Below are 15,326 nucleotides of genomic sequence, written 5' to 3' on the forward strand. Positions count from 1 at the left end.
GGTCGGGAGTTCTTCCGACCCCGCCATCCATCGGTATAGTGACTCGGTCCCCGGCTTCTGATATGGCGTGGAGCCGGCCAGATCGCCCGCCGGCACCATCGGTCGCAAAGTCCTTCGGGTCGGCGTCCGGCCGGGGCCCGCGTGGGAGACTGGAACGGTGGGCGACTCGAGCCCTCACGGCGAGTGAGCGGCGCGGGTCATGCGGGAGGACATGGGTGAGGTGACGACAAGCCTCCAGCGCCCGGTAACCAACGAAGGCCGGAGCAAACTCGTGCGGCACGTCGACAGCTTCGAGATCCAGCCGCCGTCACCGCCGTCGCACAACGGCGTACCCCGGTCCGCCTGGGCCCGGGCCCGGCGTCGCGTCTCCCGCTGGCACCGTCCCTACACGGCCGTCCTGCTGCTGCTCGACTTCGCCGCGGCGGCGTTCGCCAGCTTCACCGCCATCCACACCTTCGACCAGGCCCGGTCCGGCTTCTACAACGCCCAGCAGGACCCGACCTGGTTCTTCACCGTCGCCTTCGTGCTGCTGCCGCTCGGCTGGGTGGTGATCCTCTGGGGCAACCGGGCCTACGACCGGCGCTACCTGGGGCTCGGCCCGGACGAGTACAAACGGGTCATCCGGGCCGGTGTCGCCGTCGCGGCCACCGTCTCCTTCCTCGCCTTCGCCACCAAGACGTCGCTCTCCCGCTACACGGTCGGCACCGCGCTGCTCGGCGCGCTGCTGCTGATCCTGCTCGGCCGGATCCTGGCCCGCTTCGTGCTGCACGTGATCCGGCGCAACATCGGTCAAGGCGGGCACCGGATGGTGCTGGTCGGGACGCTGCCGGAGTGCCTGGAGGTCTACACCGCGGTCACCCGCAACCCGGCCGCCGGCCTGGTGCCGGTCGCGATCCACATCACCGACGGCTACGCCGCCGCCCGGGGGATGCAGACCCCGGTCCCGGTGTACGCCGGGCGGGACGTGCTCGCCCTGGTGCGCGAGGTGGGCGGCGACACCATCGCGGTCTGCGGCTCGGCCAGCGCCGAGCCGGGCGAGCTGCGCCGGCTGGCCTGGCAGCTGGAAGGCTCCGGCGTCGACCTGGTCGTCGCCCCGCAGCTCACCGACATCGCCGGCCCCCGGGTGCACATCCGGCCGATCGAGGGCCTGCCGCTGCTGCACGTCGAGGAGCCGACCCTCTCCGGCCCGGCGCTGCTGGCCAAGAACCTGATGGACCGGGTGGCTGCCGGGCTCGGGTTGCTGCTGCTGGTCCCGCTCTTCGTGGCCGTCGCGGTGGCGATCAAGATCTCCGACCGTGGACCGGTCTTCTTCCGCCAGCCCCGGGTGGGGCACGAGGGACGAACGTTCCGGGTGTGGAAGTTCCGCACCATGTACGTCGACGCCGAGGACCGGCTGGCCAGTCTGGTCGACCAGAACGAGACCGACGGCATGCTCTTCAAGATGAAGCAGGATCCGCGGGTCTTCCCGGTGGGCCGCTTCCTGCGCGCCTCCTCGCTCGACGAGCTGCCCCAGCTGATCAACGTGCTGTGGGGGGAGATGTCGCTGGTCGGCCCGCGTCCGCTGCCGGCCGACGACGGCGACTTCCTCGGCGACGTACGCCGGCGGCTCCTCGTCCGGCCCGGCATGACCGGCCTCTGGCAGGTCTCCGGACGTTCCGACCTCTCCTGGGACGAGGCGGTCCGGCTGGACCTCTACTACGTCGACAACTGGTCGCTCGCGTACGACCTGAGCATCCTCTGGCGCACCGTCGGGGTGGTGCTCGCCCGCAAGGGCGCGTACTGAGGGATGGCGTAGCCGCCGCCGAACGGCCAGGATCTGGGCGTGGGTGGCAACCTCTCGGCCGTGCTCGGTGTCGTGTCGCTGGTCAGCGCGCTGGCTGCGGCACTGTTCGCGGTCGGCCGGCTACGTGCCCGCCGGGGCATCGCCACCGCCACCCAACGGGCCACCTACGAGGTGCTGCACACCGCCGGGCTGGCCGCCGAGCCGCTGCGTACCGGCCTGAGCCCGGCGGGCGCGGCGAAGGCCGTACGTCATCTGCGGGCCCTGGTGGGCGCGGTCGGCCTGGCGCTGACCGACCGGTCGGAGCTGCTCGCCCTCGACGGGCGCGGCGGGCACCACGGCGAGCAGCTGCTCGGCGCGGCCCGGCGGGCGGTGGCGACCGAGCGCTCCACGGTGCTGGGCGAGTCGGAGCTGCACTGCGACCGGGTCGACTGCCCGGTACGCGGGGCGGTCGTCGCGCCACTGACCGGCGCGGACGGGCGGGTGGTCGGGGCGCTGGTCGCGATCGCCGACGGCCCGCCGGCGCCCGGTCTGGTGCAGGCGACCCTGGAGACCGCGCACTGGGCCGGCAACCAGCTCGCCCTGGCCGAGCTGGACTCGTCCCGGGAGCGGCTGGCCCGGGCCGAGATCCGCGCGCTGCGCGCCCAGATCAGCCCGCACTTCATCTACAACGCGCTGACCGCGATCGGCTCGTTCGTCCGGACCGACCCGGAGCGGGCCCGCGAGCTGATCCTGGAGTTCGCCGAGTTCACCCGCTACTCGTTCCGGGCGCACGGTGAGTTCACCACGCTGGCCGAGGAGCTGCGGTCGATCGACCGCTACCTGACCATCGAGCGGGCCCGGTTCGGCGACCGGCTCCAGGTGCGGTTGCAGATCGCGCCGGAGGTGCTGCCGGTGACCCTGCCGTTCCTCTGCCTTCAACCGTTGGTCGAGAACGCCGTCCGGCACGGGTTGTCCCGCAAGCCCGGCACGGGCATGGTGAGCATCGAGGCCCGGGACGCCGGCGCCGAATGCCACATCACGGTGGAGGACGACGGGGTGGGGATGGATCCGACCAGCCTGACCGCCGGCATCGCCGAGTTGGCCCGCAGCTCCGGCGACCCGGGGGACGATTCCGGCCAGCACGTCGGGCTCTCCAACGTCGACGAGCGGCTCCGGTCGGTCTTCGGGGACGGGTTCGGCCTGGTCGTCGAGACCGGCCTGGGCTCCGGCACGAAGGTCAGCATGCGGGTGCCGAAGTTCCACCCCGGCGTACGGGCCGGGTCATGAGCGCACCGGGTTTTCTGCGGGTGCTGGCGGTCGACGACGAGCCGCCGGCACTGGACGAGCTGGCCTACCACCTGCGGGCCGACCCCCGGGTGGCCCGGCTGCACACCGCCGGGGACGCGACGGAGGCGCTGCGGCTGCTGCGCGACGGCGACATGGACGTGGTCTTCCTGGACATCCGGATGCCCGGCCTGGACGGGATGGAGCTGGCCCGGGTGCTGCGCCGGTTCGCCCGGCCGCCGGCGATCGTCTTCGTCACCGCCTACGACGACGGCGCGGTCGACGCGTTCGACCTGGGTGCGACCGACTACGTGCGCAAGCCGGTGCGCGCCGAGCGGTTGGCCGAGTCGCTGCGCCGGGTGATGGGCTCCCGGGTGGTTCCGTCGCACCCGGCGGCGCTGGCCCGGGCCGAGGAGGATCCGACGATCCCGATCGAGCTGGCCGGCACCACCCGGATGCTGCCCCGCTCGGCGGTGCGCTGGGTGGAGGCGCAGGGCGACTACGCTCGGCTGCACACCGCGGACGGCTCACACCTGGTCCGGGTGTCCCTGGCGACCCTCGCCGAGCGGTGGGCGGACGCCGGGTTCGTCCGCATCCACCGCTCGTACCTGGTGCAGTTGAAGCTCATCGCCGAGCTGCGGCTGGTCAACTCCGGCTACGTGGTGGTGATCGACGGCACCGAGCTGCCGGTCAGCCGGCGGCACACCCGGGAACTCAAGGACAAGCTGGTCCGTGCGGCGAAACAGGATTGGAACCGGTAGACCGGGAATAGGACGTCTCTCGCCGTACGCTGTACGGTAGGCCGTACGACTTGAGGGAGGCCGCCGTGACAGACGCCCCGTTCGACGCCGGAACCGAGTTCGACCGCCAGCTCGACCGACTGGTCGAGCTGAACTACCCCGCCCTCGCCAAGCTGACCGCCGACGACTTCCGCGGGCTGGTCGAACCGCTGCGGGCGGCGGCCGTCGCCGGCGCGGCCGGCCTGCCGGCCCCGACCGAGGGGCGGGTGCCGTTCCTGCTGGTGATCACCCGCGAGCTGGTGCCGGTCGAGGACCGGCTGGCGCTGACCACGCTCGCCGGCAAGCGCAAGCCCGGCTTCCTGGACCGGCACTACGCCGAGGGTGACCTGGCCCGGTTCGACCCGATCAAGGAGCTGGAGGTGCCGGCGGGTCCCGCGTACCTGCTCTTCGACGTCGATCGAGGTGACGAGGAGACGCTGAACCTCGCCCCCTCGTCGGCGATGGAGGTGATCACCGGCCAGGGCCGGCTGCCGCTCACCATCGACGAGGGGCTCGCCTTCGTCACGCTGTACCCGGCCGCGCTCGCCAGGAACAAGTGCTTCTCGCTGGTCGGCTCGCGCTGCGGCGACAAGCGGGTGCCGGCGATCTGGATCAGTCAGGGTGCGCCGAAGCTCGGCTGGTGCTGGTACGGCAACCCGCACACCTGGCTCGGCTCCGCCTCGGCCCGACCGGAGCGCGCCGGTCTGGAGTGACGAAAAGGGCGCCCGGGTCCCCGACCCGGGCGCCCTTTTCACGTTCCGCGCGTCACGGCCAGTAGAACCGACCCGTCACGTCCATGACCAGGTGAACGCTGCCCGCGTGGTTGCGCACGTGGAACTTGCCGTACGGCCCGAGCTCGTTCAGCACCGCCCCGGAAACGGTCTGCCCGATCGCCGGATTGAGGTTGCTGGCTTCCGGCGTACCGAAGTCGGGCCAGTCGGCCGGCCAGACCGTGACGACCGTGTTCCCCGTCGGCGCCACGGCGGTCACGTTCGTCACCAGGACGATCTCCTCGTTGGTCCCCATCGCCGGCGGCGGCGCCACCTTGCGGGTGTCCCCGGCGCCGAGCGCGCCCGCCGTTCCCAGGCCGGTGCGGGTGTCGACGATCCGGGTCGGGTTCAGTGCCTGGAAGCGGCGGCCGAAGAGCAGCGTCCCGTCGTCCATCATCCCGAAACCGTCGACGATGATGTGGGCACGGGCCGAGGTGTAGATCGTGAAGGCCGGCGCGCCCTCCGGGGAGCAGAGCGACCCGTCGCAGGGCCGGGTCTGCACGTACGCCAGGTTGGGCGTGACGGTGCCGGCGCGGAAGTTGACGGTCGAGGCGGTGGGCACCGGACCGTCACCCGACCAGGCCGTGACGAAGCCGTCGGACTCCGGATCGACCACGGTGATGTTGAGGACCAGCGCTCGGGCATGTGGGTTGTCCCCGCCGAGCAGCCTGGTCAGGTTCAGGTAGCTGCCCGCCGACCGCTTCAGCCCGCCGGTGTTCGGGTCGGTCCGGCTGTCGAAGATCCGGTTCGCGCGGTACGGGTGGTAGCGGGAACCCATGCCCCGGCTCGCGAGAGTGTTGTCGGCGGCGTAGAACCCCACCACATCGACCACGACATCCGTGTGGCCGTTGCGGTTGAACACCCTCACCTTGCCGCTGGTGCCGAGCTTGACGGTGACGTTGTTCGAGCCCAACCAGCCCGCCGCGAAGTTGACCGACGAGGCGTTCGGCAGGGGCTGGCCGGCCGGATAGAGGGTGACGAAGCTGTCCGCCGTCGGGCCGGTGATCGTCACGTTGACGACGACCGCGCCGACACCACTGGCCGGCACGCCGCCGCGCCCGGCCACCTGCAGGTCCACCGTGCCCGACGGTCCGACCTTGGCCTCGGGCGCGCCCAGACCTTCGCGGGTGTCCATCAGGCGGGTGGGGGCGACCGGGTAGTAGGTGCCGGTGACGTCGACAGCCGCCTGCGACGTGCGCGACGGCACGGCGGCGGCCGGCGCCGCCGTCAGCGCGCAGGTGGCGACCAGGGCCACCCCCAAGCTGAGCAGGCCGCGAACTGTTCGCATGTGGATCCCCCGGAGAACGATGGACGGAAATGCGTCGACACACCCTAGGAGCTGGTGATCATGCGCGGCAAGGCAGGCCCCGGCCGGGGCGGCACCTCGACCCGTTCGGCCGGGGTGTGGTGGCCGAAACGTGGTCAGTAGCCGCCGGTGGCGATGACCCGCATCGGCTCGGCCGGCGAGGTGCCGGTCGGCAGTTGGAAGGTGCCCACCACGTCGGCCACCAGATGGGTGCTGCCGGCGAGGTTGTGCACCTGAAACGCGTCCTGCGGGCCGATGCCGCTCAACACGGCGTTGGAGACGATCTGCCCGGCCGCCGGGTTCAGATTGCTCGCGGTCGGCTTCGCCAGCCCCGCGTCGGCGGGCCAGACGGTGACCACCGTGTTGATGCTCGGCGCGACCGCCGTCACGTTCAGCGCCAGCACCTGGGTGGCGGCGGTGACCAGGGCGGCCGGGGTGACGACCCGGCGGGTCACGTTCGCACCGAGCGCCCCCGAGGTGCCCAGGTTGCTGCGGCTGTCCACGATCCGGGTGGGGCTCAGCGGGGTGAATCGCAGCCCACCCGCCAGCGATCCGTCGTCGATCACCCCGACCAGGTCGACCACGATGTTGGTGGAGCGGAGCGTGTAGACCGAGAAGATCGGCACGCCGTACCAGGGACCGCAGTCGTGGCAGGTCGCGGTCCGCACGTAGGCCAGGTTCGGCACCACCTTGCCGGCGCCGTAGTTCACCGTCGACGAGGTGGGCACCGGGCTGTCACCGGCCCAGGCGCTGAGGAAGCCCGACTCGGCGGGCGCGACGGCGGTGATGTTGAGGACCAGCGCCCGCACCCGTGGGCTGGACGGACCGAGGTCGACCCAACGGTTGATCCGGGTGTTCTCCTCGATCGCGCCGCGCTCCTGCCGGGTGTCGACCAGCCGGGTCGGGGTCACCCGCTGGTACTGGCCGCCCCGGCCGTGGCTGCTCTGCACCGTGTCACTGCCGGCGTAGAAGCCGACCACGTCGACCACGACCTGCGTGCTGCCGTCGTGGTGGTAGATGGCGACCCGGCCGTCCGCCGCGAGCTTGACCGTGACGTTGTTGGACCCCAGCCAGCCGGGCGCGAAGTTGATCGACGACGCGGTCGGCCGGGCCTGGCCGCCCGGGTAGAGGGTCAGGTAGCTGTTCGCGGTCGGGCCGGTCACCGTCACGTTCAGCACCACCGAGCCGACGCCGCTCGCCGGCACGCCACCCCGGCCGGCGACCTGGAGGTCGACCACCTCGCGGGCCCGCAGCGGGCCGGTCCGACCGCCGAGGCCGCTGCGAGTGTCCATCAGCCGCTCCGGCGCCAGCGGGTAGTACATCCCGACGACCGATTCGGCGGCCGCGGCGGGTGCCGAGGCGGCCGACGCGACGGGCGCCGAAGCCGGCAGCCCGGCCAGCGCACAAGCTCCGGCGGCGGCTACGGAGAGCAGGGTGCGGAGTGCGCGCATGAGAGGCCCCGGGGGAGACGAGGGGACAGGAAACAGCCTGCTCAGACTAGGGGTGGCCATCTATGCCGGCAACCCCGTGACCAGCGAATAAATCCCCTCGTATCCACCGTGGAGGGACATCCGGCGACCGGTATCCGTCGATCGGCCGATCGGCGGCACGCGGATCGGCGGCCGGCCCGGACCGACCGTTCTCCACAGATCGTTCACATCACCAGCCACTGATCTCCACGGCGGCTCCCTACAGTCAGGCCTCATGAAAGAGCGCCGCGTACTGGTGGTCGAGGACGAGCGGACCATCGCCGAGTCGGTCGCCGCACGGCTACGCGCCGAAGGCTTCACCGTGGACATCGCGGGCGACGGCCCGAGCGCCGTCGAACGATTCCGGGTCGGGCAGCACGACCTGGTCGTCCTCGACGTCATGCTGCCGGGCTTCGACGGCCTGGAGGTGTGCCGGCGGATCCAGGCCGACCGGGCCGTGCCGGTGCTGATGTTGACCGCCCGGGACGACGAGACGGACCTGCTGGTCGGGCTCGCGGTGGGCGCGGACGACTACCTCACCAAACCGTTCTCCATGCGCGAACTGGCCGCCCGGGTGCACGTCCTGCTGCGCCGGGTCGAGCGGGCGGCCGCGGCGCCGGCACCCGCCCTACGACTCGGCGACATCGAGATCAACGAGGCCGAGCGACGGGTCCGCAGGGCCGGCGCCGAGGTGCACCTCACCCCGACCGAGTTCGACCTGCTGGTGCATCTCGCCGCTCGGCCCCGAACGGTGCTTCCCCGGGAGGCCCTGCTCGCCGACGTCTGGGGCTGGGCCGACAGTGCCGGCACCCGTACCGTCGACAGCCACGTCAAGGCGCTGCGGCGCAAGCTCGGCGCCGACCTGATCCGCACGGTGCACGGGGTCGGCTACGCGCTGGAGGTGCCGGCGTGAGCCCCGCCCTGGTCGCCCGGCTGGACCGGGTGCTCGAACTGCTTCCCCGCCCGCTCGACCCGGTCCGGTCGATCAAGTTGAAGCTGGGGATCCTGCTGGTCGCCTCCGGCGCGGCCGGGATCTCCTACTTCTGGTACGCCATCGGCTGGCTGCCGGTCCGGACGGCGGCCACCGCCATCTGCGTCGCGCTGCTCACCTCGCAGGTCCTCGCGCACGGGATGACGTCGCCGCTGCGCGAGATGACCGCCGCGGCCGGCGCGATGGCCCGCGGCGACTACACCCGGCGGGTACGGGCCACCTCCCGTGACGAGGTGGGCGAGCTGGCCCGGGCGTTCACCAAGATGGCCGAGGACCTGGGTGCCGCGGACCAGCGTCGGCGCGAGCTGATCGCGAACGTCTCCCACGAGCTGCGGACGCCGATCACCGCGTTGCAGGGCGTGCTGGAGAACATGGTCGACGGGGTGGCCGCCGCCGAGCCGGCCAGCCTGCGGGCCGCGCTGGCGCAGACCGAGCGGCTCGGTCACCTGGTCGCCGACCTGCTCGACCTCTCCCGACTCGACGCGGGGGTGGCGACGCTGCGCCGGGTCCACATCGACGTCGCCGACTTCCTGGACGAGGCGGTTGAGCACGCCAGCGCGAGCGCCGCCGGCGCCGGGCTGGACGTCCACTTCCGGTCGCGGGAACTGCCCGCGCCGCTGACCGTGCACGCCGACCCGTGGCGCCTGCACCAGGTCCTCGCCAACCTGCTGGACAACGCCGCCCGGCACAGCCCGGCGGGCGGCACGGTGCGGGTGAGCGCCGAGGAGCACGCCGGCGAGCTGCACCTCGAAGTGAGCGACGAGGGCCAGGGCATCCCGCCGGCCGAGCGTTCCCGGGTCTTCGAGCGGTTCAGCCGCGGCGACCGGGCCGCCGGCGGCGGGACGGGCCTCGGCCTCGCCATCGCCCGGTGGGTCGTGGAGCTGCACGGTGGCCGCATCCAGGTGATCGACCCCGCCGCACCCACGCCCGGTGGCGGACCCGGCTGCCGGATCCAGGTGGCCATCCCCGGTGCCGGACCGACCCGAGAGGAAGCGGTATGACCGACCCGACGGCGAGGCCGACGCCCGCCCCGAGCAACTCCCCGCCGGCTCCTGCCACGCAGCAGCCGACAGCTCCGGCGGCCGGCGGCGGGCCGACGGCCGGCCCGGCCGTACCGCCGCCCGGCGGTCCCGCGGCGGGACAGCCGGTCCCGCGACCGTCCGGGCCGGTAGCCGGCCATCCGGCGCCGCCGCCGGGACCGGGCGCCCGCCATCCGGGGTTCCCGTCCGGGCCGGGAGCCGGCCGTCCGGGGGCGCCCGCGGGGGGCGTGCCCGGCGGCGCGAACTGGGCGGGGCACGGGGGGAACTGGGGCGGCAACTGGGGGCCGATGCCGCCGACCGGCGGGCAGCCCCGGCCGCCCGCCACACCACCCGTACCGTCGGCACTCCGCCGACGGTGGCCCGGCCCGACCGGCGCCGCCCATCCGGCGGTCCTCGGCGCGGCGACCGCGGCAGCCGCCGTGGCCGCGTCGGTCGTACCGCTCGACCGTCCCGGCGCCGGATGGTTGCTGGCCGCCCTCGCCGGCACCGGGGCGCTGGTCACGGCCGCCGCGATCCGCCCCGGCCCGTCCGCCGGCCCATCCGTCGGCATGCCAAGTGCGTCGGCACCGTCGGCGCCCACCGCAGCCGCACCCGGCACGCCACCGAAGCCGTCCGCAGCTCCTCCCGTCGCGCCCGACGCCCCGCCGACCGCGGGCGCCCCGGCGCCGGCCACCGGCACACCGGCCGAGGCACCGCCCACCGACGCAGCGCCACCGGCCGGGGCAGCCTCGCTGGCCGGGGCAGCAACGCCGGTCGGGGCAGCAGGGCCGGTCGGGGCAGCAGGGCCGGCCACGTCAGCATCGCCGGCTGAGGCTGCGCTGCCGGCGGCGAAGCCGGACGTCCGTCCCGGTGCCACGGGGGCACCGGGGCGGGCGTCCCGACTCGCCTGGGCCGGCGCCACCATCGCGCTGGTCGCGGTCGGCTCGGTACGCGCCGCCGGTTGGCTCTTCGTCCTCTGCCTGCTCACCGCAGCGGTGACCGCGAGCCTCGCGCTGGCCGGTGGCCGTACCCCGCGGGGGATGCTGGTGTCGATGGTGCTGCCGCCGGCGGCAGCCGCCCGGGCCCTGCCCTGGGCGGCGCGCGGGTTCGCCGGCACCCGTCCGGATGGGCGCAGGTTCGGGCGCGTCCTGGCCAGCGTTGCGGTCTCGCTCGGCCTGCTGGCCCTCTTCGGTCTGCTCTTCTCCTCGGCCGACGCCATCTTCGCCGACCTGCTGACCGACCTGCTGCCGGACGTCTCGCTCTCCGGCGTCACCAGCTGGACGCTGCGATTCGGCCTGATCGGCGCCGGTCTGCTCGGCGGGGCGTACCTGCTGGTCCGCCCACCCGATCTGGGCGACCTGCGGTCCGGACCGGCCCGGACGGTGCACCGGATGGAGTGGGTGCTGCCGCTGGCCGCGCTGGACGCGCTCTTCGCCGCCTTCGTGCTGGTGCAGCTGACCGTGCTCTTCGGCGGGTCGGGTCACGTGCTGCGCACGGCCGGGCTGAGCTACGCCCAGTACGCGCGCAGCGGCTTCTGGCAGCTGCTGGCGGTCTCCGCGCTCACCCTGCTGGTGATCGGCGGCGCGGTCCGCTGGGCGCCGCGCACGAGTCGGGCCGACCGGATGCTGGTCCGCGCCCTGCTCGGCACGCTGACCCTGCTCAGCCTGGTCGTCGTGGCGTCCGCGCTCTACCGGATGCAGGTCTACACCGAGGCGTACGGGGCGACCCGGCTCCGGCTCTTCGTGACGACCGTCGAGGTGTGGCTCGGGGTGCTCTTCGTCCTGGTCGGGGTGGCCGTGCTCCGGCTGCGCGGCGGCTGGCTGCCCCGGCTGGTGCTCGCCACCGCCGTGCTGGCGCTGCTCGGCCTCGCGGCGGTGAATCCGGACCGCTTCATCGCGGACCGCAACGTCGAGCGGTACCAGGCGACCGGCCGGTTGGACGTCGGCTACCTCGCCGGCCTCTCCGCGGACGCCGTACCGGCCCTGGACCGGCTGCCGGAGCCGCTGCGCTCCTGCGCGCTGCGGGACATCGCCGCGGAGCTGCCCGAGGACGGGCTGTCCGCCGCCAACCTGGGCCGGGTCCGGGCCCGGGCGCTGCTCAAGCCGGATCCCGTGACGGCCGCCGCCACCGGCTGCGAGGGCCCGCGCCACTGGTGACCGCCGCCAGCACACGACGAGGGCGCCCCGGATCACCGGGGCGCCCTCGTACGTGCCCGGTCAGCCGCGGACGTAGTCCGACGCGCCAGAAGCGGCGGCCTTCGGCCTCGACGAGCCGGCCGCGAGGGCGCCCGCGCCTGTCGTGCTCGCGGTGCCCGGGTAGAGGTAGAAGGTGCCCACCACGTCGGCCACGAGGTGGGTGGTGCCGGAGAGGTTGTGCAGGTGGAACGAGTCCTGCGGACCGATCACCCCGAGCACCCCGTTCGAGACGAGCTGCCCGGCGGCCGGGTTCAGGTTGCTCGCCGTCGGCTTGGCCGTTCCGGCGTCAGCCGGCCAGACGGTGATCACGGTGTTGCTGCTCGGCGTCACCGCGGTCACGTTCATCGCCAACACCTGGGTCGCCGTGGTCACCATGGACGACCAGGCGGTCACCCGGCCGGTCTGGTTCGGCCCGAGCGCCGTGGGCAGGCCCGTGCCGATGCGGCTGTCCACGAGTCGGGTGGGGCTGCTCGGCTTGAACCGGAGGCCGTCGGCCACCGTACCGTCGTCGATCACGCCCACCAGGTCGACCACCACGTGGGTGGTGGCCGAGGTATAGATCTTGTACGTCGGCGCGCCGGTCGCGCCGCCGCAGGAACCCGAGGGGCAGGGCACGGTCTGGACGTACGCCAGGTTGGGCACCACCTTGCCGGCCCCGTAGTTCACCGTCGAGGCGACCGGCTTCGTGCCCTGCCCGGACCAGGCAGTGAGGAAGCCCGCCTTCACCGGGCTCACCGCGGTGATGTTCAGGACCAACGCCTTGACGTGCGGGTTGTACCCCTTGAAGTCCACCCAGCCGTTGAGGGCGTACCCGGCGGGCAGCGCACCGCGCGGATCCTTACGGCTGTCGAATAGCCGGAACGGCTCGTACCACTGGTACTGCCCACCCTTGCCCCAGCTGGCCAGGGTGTTGTCGCTGGCGTAGAAGCCGACCAGGTCGACCACCACGTCGACGTTTCCAGCCAGGTTGAAGACCGAGACCTTGCCGCCGGCGCCGAGCTTCACGGTGACGTTGTTCGAACCGAGCCAGCCGGCGGTGAAGTTGATCGACGAGGCGTTCGGACGGGCCTCGCCTGCCGGGTAGACGGTCAGGAAACCGGCCGCCGTCGGACCGGTGACCGTCACGTTCAACACCGCCGAGCCGACCCCGCTGGCGGGCACGCCGCCGCGGCCGGTGACCTGGAGGTCGACCTTCTGGCCCGGACCAAGCTTCGCCTTCGGCGCGCCCAGTCCCTCTCGGGTGTCCATCAGCCGGGCCGGCGCGACCGGGTAGTAGGTGCCGCTCACTCCACCGACGAAGCCGTCGACCGAGAGCCGGACGTACTGCAGGCCCCGATTCGTCCCCAGCATCAGCGGCGCCAACTGCCGTTCCGCCTTGGTGGGGTGGGCGACGACCGAGACCGTACAGGTCTCGCCGGGGGTGATGGTCTGCCCGTCACAGGTGGAGGAGGTCACCGAGAAGGCCGCCCGCAGCGGCTCCCCGATGGTGGCGCGGCCGAACGAGATCGGCTCGCTGCCCAGGGAACGGAAGGTCACGGTACGGGCGGCGCTGTCGGCCCCGGCCTCCTGGCGGCCGAAGTCCACCGCTGCGGGCTCGGGGAGCGCGACCTCGTACCCCAGGGTGGACTGCCAGCGGATTTCGCCACCCATCAGCCCGAAGTCGCCGGCGCAGGTGAACTGGTAGTAGGCGGCGAACCGGGTCACCGAGCCGTCGGACGTCTGGTCGACCTGGTCCACCTGGAGTGAACCGGCGCCGGGCTGGCAGCTCCGGCCGTCGGAGGTGACGTCTAGCCGAGCGTTCGTGGCGTCACCGGTCTGGTTGGCCGCGTACCGGTCGCCCTCGACCCAGTCCTGCCCGGTCGGGGGCGCGACCGTCACCTCGACGTAGGAGCCGCCCGTCTCGGCCCGCATGGTGAGGACTCCGTCCGGCGCGGGTGTGCTGGTGAGGGCGGAGTTGGTCTGGTCGTAGACACCGGACTTCTGGACCGGCGACGGACTGTGCGCGCCGACGTCAACGGTGAGCACCGTGTACGTCTGGGCGGGCTCGGCGAGTGCCGCGTCCGGCATTACCGCCAACGCACATATCCCGGCGATTCCGGCCCCGAGCAGTGTGCGGAATTTGCGCATGAGGACCCCGAAAGGAAAGAGGAGTGGGGATTGCCGGGTCGTGATCGACAGCGGCGGAGCCGCGACGTCGAGCCGGCGACCCGCCCGTGACGATCGGAAGGGCGGGCAACGACGGGGCGCCCCGGCCGATGGCCAGGGCGCCCCGCGCGAGTGGTGCTCAGCTGCCGGTCGAAGCCCGGCTGGTGGTGCCGACGACCGCGGGAGCGGTGGTGCCGGCCTTGGCGCTCTTGGCGGCGGCCGCAGCCGCCGGGTCGAGGAAGTAGAACGTGCCCACCACGTCGAAGATCATGTGCGTGGTGCCGGAGAGGTTGTGCACGTTGAAGCCGGCCTCCGGGCCGATCAGGCTCAGCACCGCGCCGGACACCGTCTGACCGGCGGCCGGGTTGAGGTTGCTCGCCATCGGCTTCGGGTCGCCCCAGCCGGCCGGCCAGACCGTGATCACGGTGCTGCTGGTCGGCGCGACGGCGGTCGCGTTCATCGCCAGCGCCACGGTGGTCTCGTCGAGCAGCGCGGCCGGCGTGGTGACCGTCCGGACAGCGCCCGGGGTGAGCGCGGCCGGGATGCCCTGGCCGTAACGGCTGTCGGCGATCCGGGTCGGGCTCAGCGGCTTGAACCGCAGGCCGCCGCCCCAACTGCCGTCGTCGATCAGGCCGACCAGGTCGGTCACGAAGTGCGAGGTCTGCGAGGTGTAGACGCGGAACATCGGCGCACCGGGGGTGCACCAGTCCTCGTAGCACGGCCGGGTCTGCACGTAAGCCAGGTTCGGCACCACCTTGCCGGCGCCGTAGTTGACCGTGGAGGAGGTCGGCCGGGTGCCCGCACCCGACCAGGCGGTCAAGAAGCCCGCGTTCGCCGGGGCCACCGCGGTCAGGTTGATCACCAGGCTGCGGATGCCCGGGTTGTCGGCTCCGAAGTCGACCGAGTAGTCGATCCAGGAGCCGGCCGGCATCTTGCCGGTGCCGTCCGAGCGGGTGTCGAAGAGCCGGTCCGGAGTGACGGGCCAGAACTCGCTGCCGTTGCGGTTGGTGAGCGTGTTGTCGGCGGCGTAGAAGCCGACGACGTCCACCACGACGTGGGTGGAGCCCAGGTGGTTGTAGATCGACGCCTTGCCGCCGGTGCCGAGCTTCACCGTGACGTTGTTCGAGCCCAGCCAGCCCTTGGGGAAGTTGATCGACGAGGCCGAGGGGCGCGCCTCGCCCGCCGGGTAGGCGGTGAGGTAGCTGTTCATCGTCGGACCGGTCACGGTCACGTTGAGCACGACCGCACCGACGCCGGCGGACGGAACCCCGCCGCGGCCGGCGACCTGCAGGTCGATCTTCTTGCCCGCGCCGAGAGCGCCCGTCGGCGCGCCCAGGCCGGAGCGGGTGTCGAGCAGACGGGCCGGTGCCAGCGGGTAGTAGGCGCCGGTGGTGTCGTCGATGGCCGCCGCAGCCTTCTGCGAGACGGCGGGAGCCGCGGATGCCGTACCCGGCACCACGGCCAGTGCACATGCTCCGGCGAGAGTGACGCCGAGCAGCGTGCGGAATCTACGCATAGAAACCCCGTGGGTAGAGAGGAACAGGAAATTGCCGCATCAGCGTAGGTGCCGGGGTCAATGCCGGCAAGGCCGATACGCCGGGAAACA

11 protein-coding genes are annotated in these 15,326 nt (G+C 72.8%); 7 read left to right on the forward strand and 4 right to left on the reverse strand.

The features are described from left to right. The first annotated feature begins 211 nt into the window (after positions 1-211). The 4 genes from ACIBBA_RS18510 to ACIBBA_RS18525 all read left to right on the forward strand — a co-directional run bounded on the left by ACIBBA_RS18510 (position 212) and on the right by ACIBBA_RS18525 (position 4,538). Entirely contained in the window at positions 212-1,783 is a 1,572-nt protein-coding gene (locus ACIBBA_RS18510; protein ID WP_396698883.1) for a sugar transferase, read from the forward strand. Positions 1,784-1,822: 39 nt separating this feature from the next. Then, entirely contained in the window at positions 1,823-3,049 is a 1,227-nt protein-coding gene (locus tag ACIBBA_RS18515; RefSeq protein ID WP_396698672.1) for a sensor histidine kinase, read from the forward strand. Further along, positions 3,046-3,807 (forward strand): LytTR family DNA-binding domain-containing protein, encoded by a 762-nt coding sequence (locus ACIBBA_RS18520; protein ID WP_350876830.1) that lies wholly within the window; start codon positions 3,046-3,048, stop codon positions 3,805-3,807. The genes ACIBBA_RS18515 and ACIBBA_RS18520 overlap by 4 nt, the downstream gene beginning before the upstream one ends. Before the next feature lie 65 nt (positions 3,808-3,872). Then, positions 3,873-4,538, forward strand: coding sequence for a DUF5701 family protein (locus tag ACIBBA_RS18525; protein WP_396698674.1), 666 nt, complete (start codon positions 3,873-3,875; stop codon positions 4,536-4,538). A gap of 52 nt (positions 4,539-4,590) precedes the next feature. Here ACIBBA_RS18525 and ACIBBA_RS18530 read toward each other — a convergent pair whose 3' ends face one another. Together ACIBBA_RS18530 and ACIBBA_RS18535 are read right to left on the reverse strand one after the other, a co-directional pair. Beyond that, positions 4,591-5,883 carry a hypothetical protein gene (locus ACIBBA_RS18530; protein WP_396698676.1) on the reverse strand — a complete coding sequence of 431 codons (1,293 nt, stop codon included), beginning with the start codon at positions 5,881-5,883 and terminating at the stop codon, positions 4,591-4,593. Between the two features lie 134 nt (positions 5,884-6,017). Beyond that, entirely contained in the window at positions 6,018-7,352 is a 1,335-nt protein-coding gene (locus tag ACIBBA_RS18535) for a hypothetical protein (protein ID WP_396698678.1), read from the reverse strand. Positions 7,353-7,605: 253 nt separating this feature from the next. Between ACIBBA_RS18535 and ACIBBA_RS18540 the strand changes: the two genes are divergently transcribed. From ACIBBA_RS18540 to ACIBBA_RS18550, 3 genes are all read left to right on the forward strand, one after another. Beyond that, the gene (locus ACIBBA_RS18540; protein ID WP_396698680.1) at positions 7,606-8,283 is read left to right on the forward strand and encodes a response regulator transcription factor; all 678 of its coding nucleotides are present in this window, start codon (positions 7,606-7,608) and stop codon (positions 8,281-8,283) included. Then, positions 8,280-9,362: an ATP-binding protein gene (locus tag ACIBBA_RS18545; RefSeq protein ID WP_396698682.1), complete on the forward strand. Its 1,083-nt coding sequence runs from the start codon at positions 8,280-8,282 to the stop codon at positions 9,360-9,362. Before ACIBBA_RS18540 ends, ACIBBA_RS18545 begins: the two co-directional genes overlap by 4 nt. Positions 9,363-9,820: 458 nt before the next feature. Beyond that, complete coding sequence (locus ACIBBA_RS18550; protein WP_396698683.1) at positions 9,821-11,536, forward strand: DUF4153 domain-containing protein; 1,716 nt, start codon at positions 9,821-9,823, stop codon at positions 11,534-11,536. 60 nt (positions 11,537-11,596) lie between these two features. On the opposite strand, the gene ACIBBA_RS18555 is transcribed toward ACIBBA_RS18550, so the two are convergent. Both ACIBBA_RS18555 and ACIBBA_RS18560 read right to left on the reverse strand, forming a co-directional pair. Continuing rightward, positions 11,597-13,642: a hypothetical protein gene (locus ACIBBA_RS18555; protein WP_396698685.1), complete on the reverse strand. Its 2,046-nt coding sequence runs from the start codon at positions 13,640-13,642 to the stop codon at positions 11,597-11,599. A 217-nt stretch (positions 13,643-13,859) separates the two neighbouring features. Then, the gene (locus ACIBBA_RS18560) at positions 13,860-15,236 is read right to left on the reverse strand and encodes a hypothetical protein (RefSeq protein WP_396698687.1); all 1,377 of its coding nucleotides are present in this window, start codon (positions 15,234-15,236) and stop codon (positions 13,860-13,862) included. Between the last annotated feature and the right edge of the window lie 90 nt (positions 15,237-15,326).

It is taken from the genome of Micromonospora sp. NPDC051006 (assembly GCF_044456245.1).
GTDB lineage: Bacteria > Actinomycetota > Actinomycetes > Mycobacteriales > Micromonosporaceae > Micromonospora.

Excerpts from the sequence above, each read along its gene's own strand:
- ACIBBA_RS18510 (WP_396698883.1), top strand. The coding sequence starts at position 212 with ATGGGTGAGGTGACGACAAGCCTCCAGCGCCCGGTAACCAACGAAGGC.
- ACIBBA_RS18520 (WP_350876830.1), top strand. The coding sequence starts at position 3,046 with ATGAGCGCACCGGGTTTTCTGCGGGTGCTGGCGGTCGACGACGAGCCG.
- ACIBBA_RS18530 (WP_396698676.1), bottom strand. The coding sequence starts at position 5,883 with ATGCGAACAGTTCGCGGCCTGCTCAGCTTGGGGGTGGCCCTGGTCGCC.
- ACIBBA_RS18535 (WP_396698678.1), bottom strand. The coding sequence starts at position 7,352 with ATGCGCGCACTCCGCACCCTGCTCTCCGTAGCCGCCGCCGGAGCTTGT.
- ACIBBA_RS18540 (WP_396698680.1), top strand. The coding sequence starts at position 7,606 with ATGAAAGAGCGCCGCGTACTGGTGGTCGAGGACGAGCGGACCATCGCC.
- ACIBBA_RS18555 (WP_396698685.1), bottom strand. The coding sequence starts at position 13,642 with ATGCCGGACGCGGCACTCGCCGAGCCCGCCCAGACGTACACGGTGCTC.
- ACIBBA_RS18560 (WP_396698687.1), bottom strand. The coding sequence starts at position 15,236 with ATGCGTAGATTCCGCACGCTGCTCGGCGTCACTCTCGCCGGAGCATGT.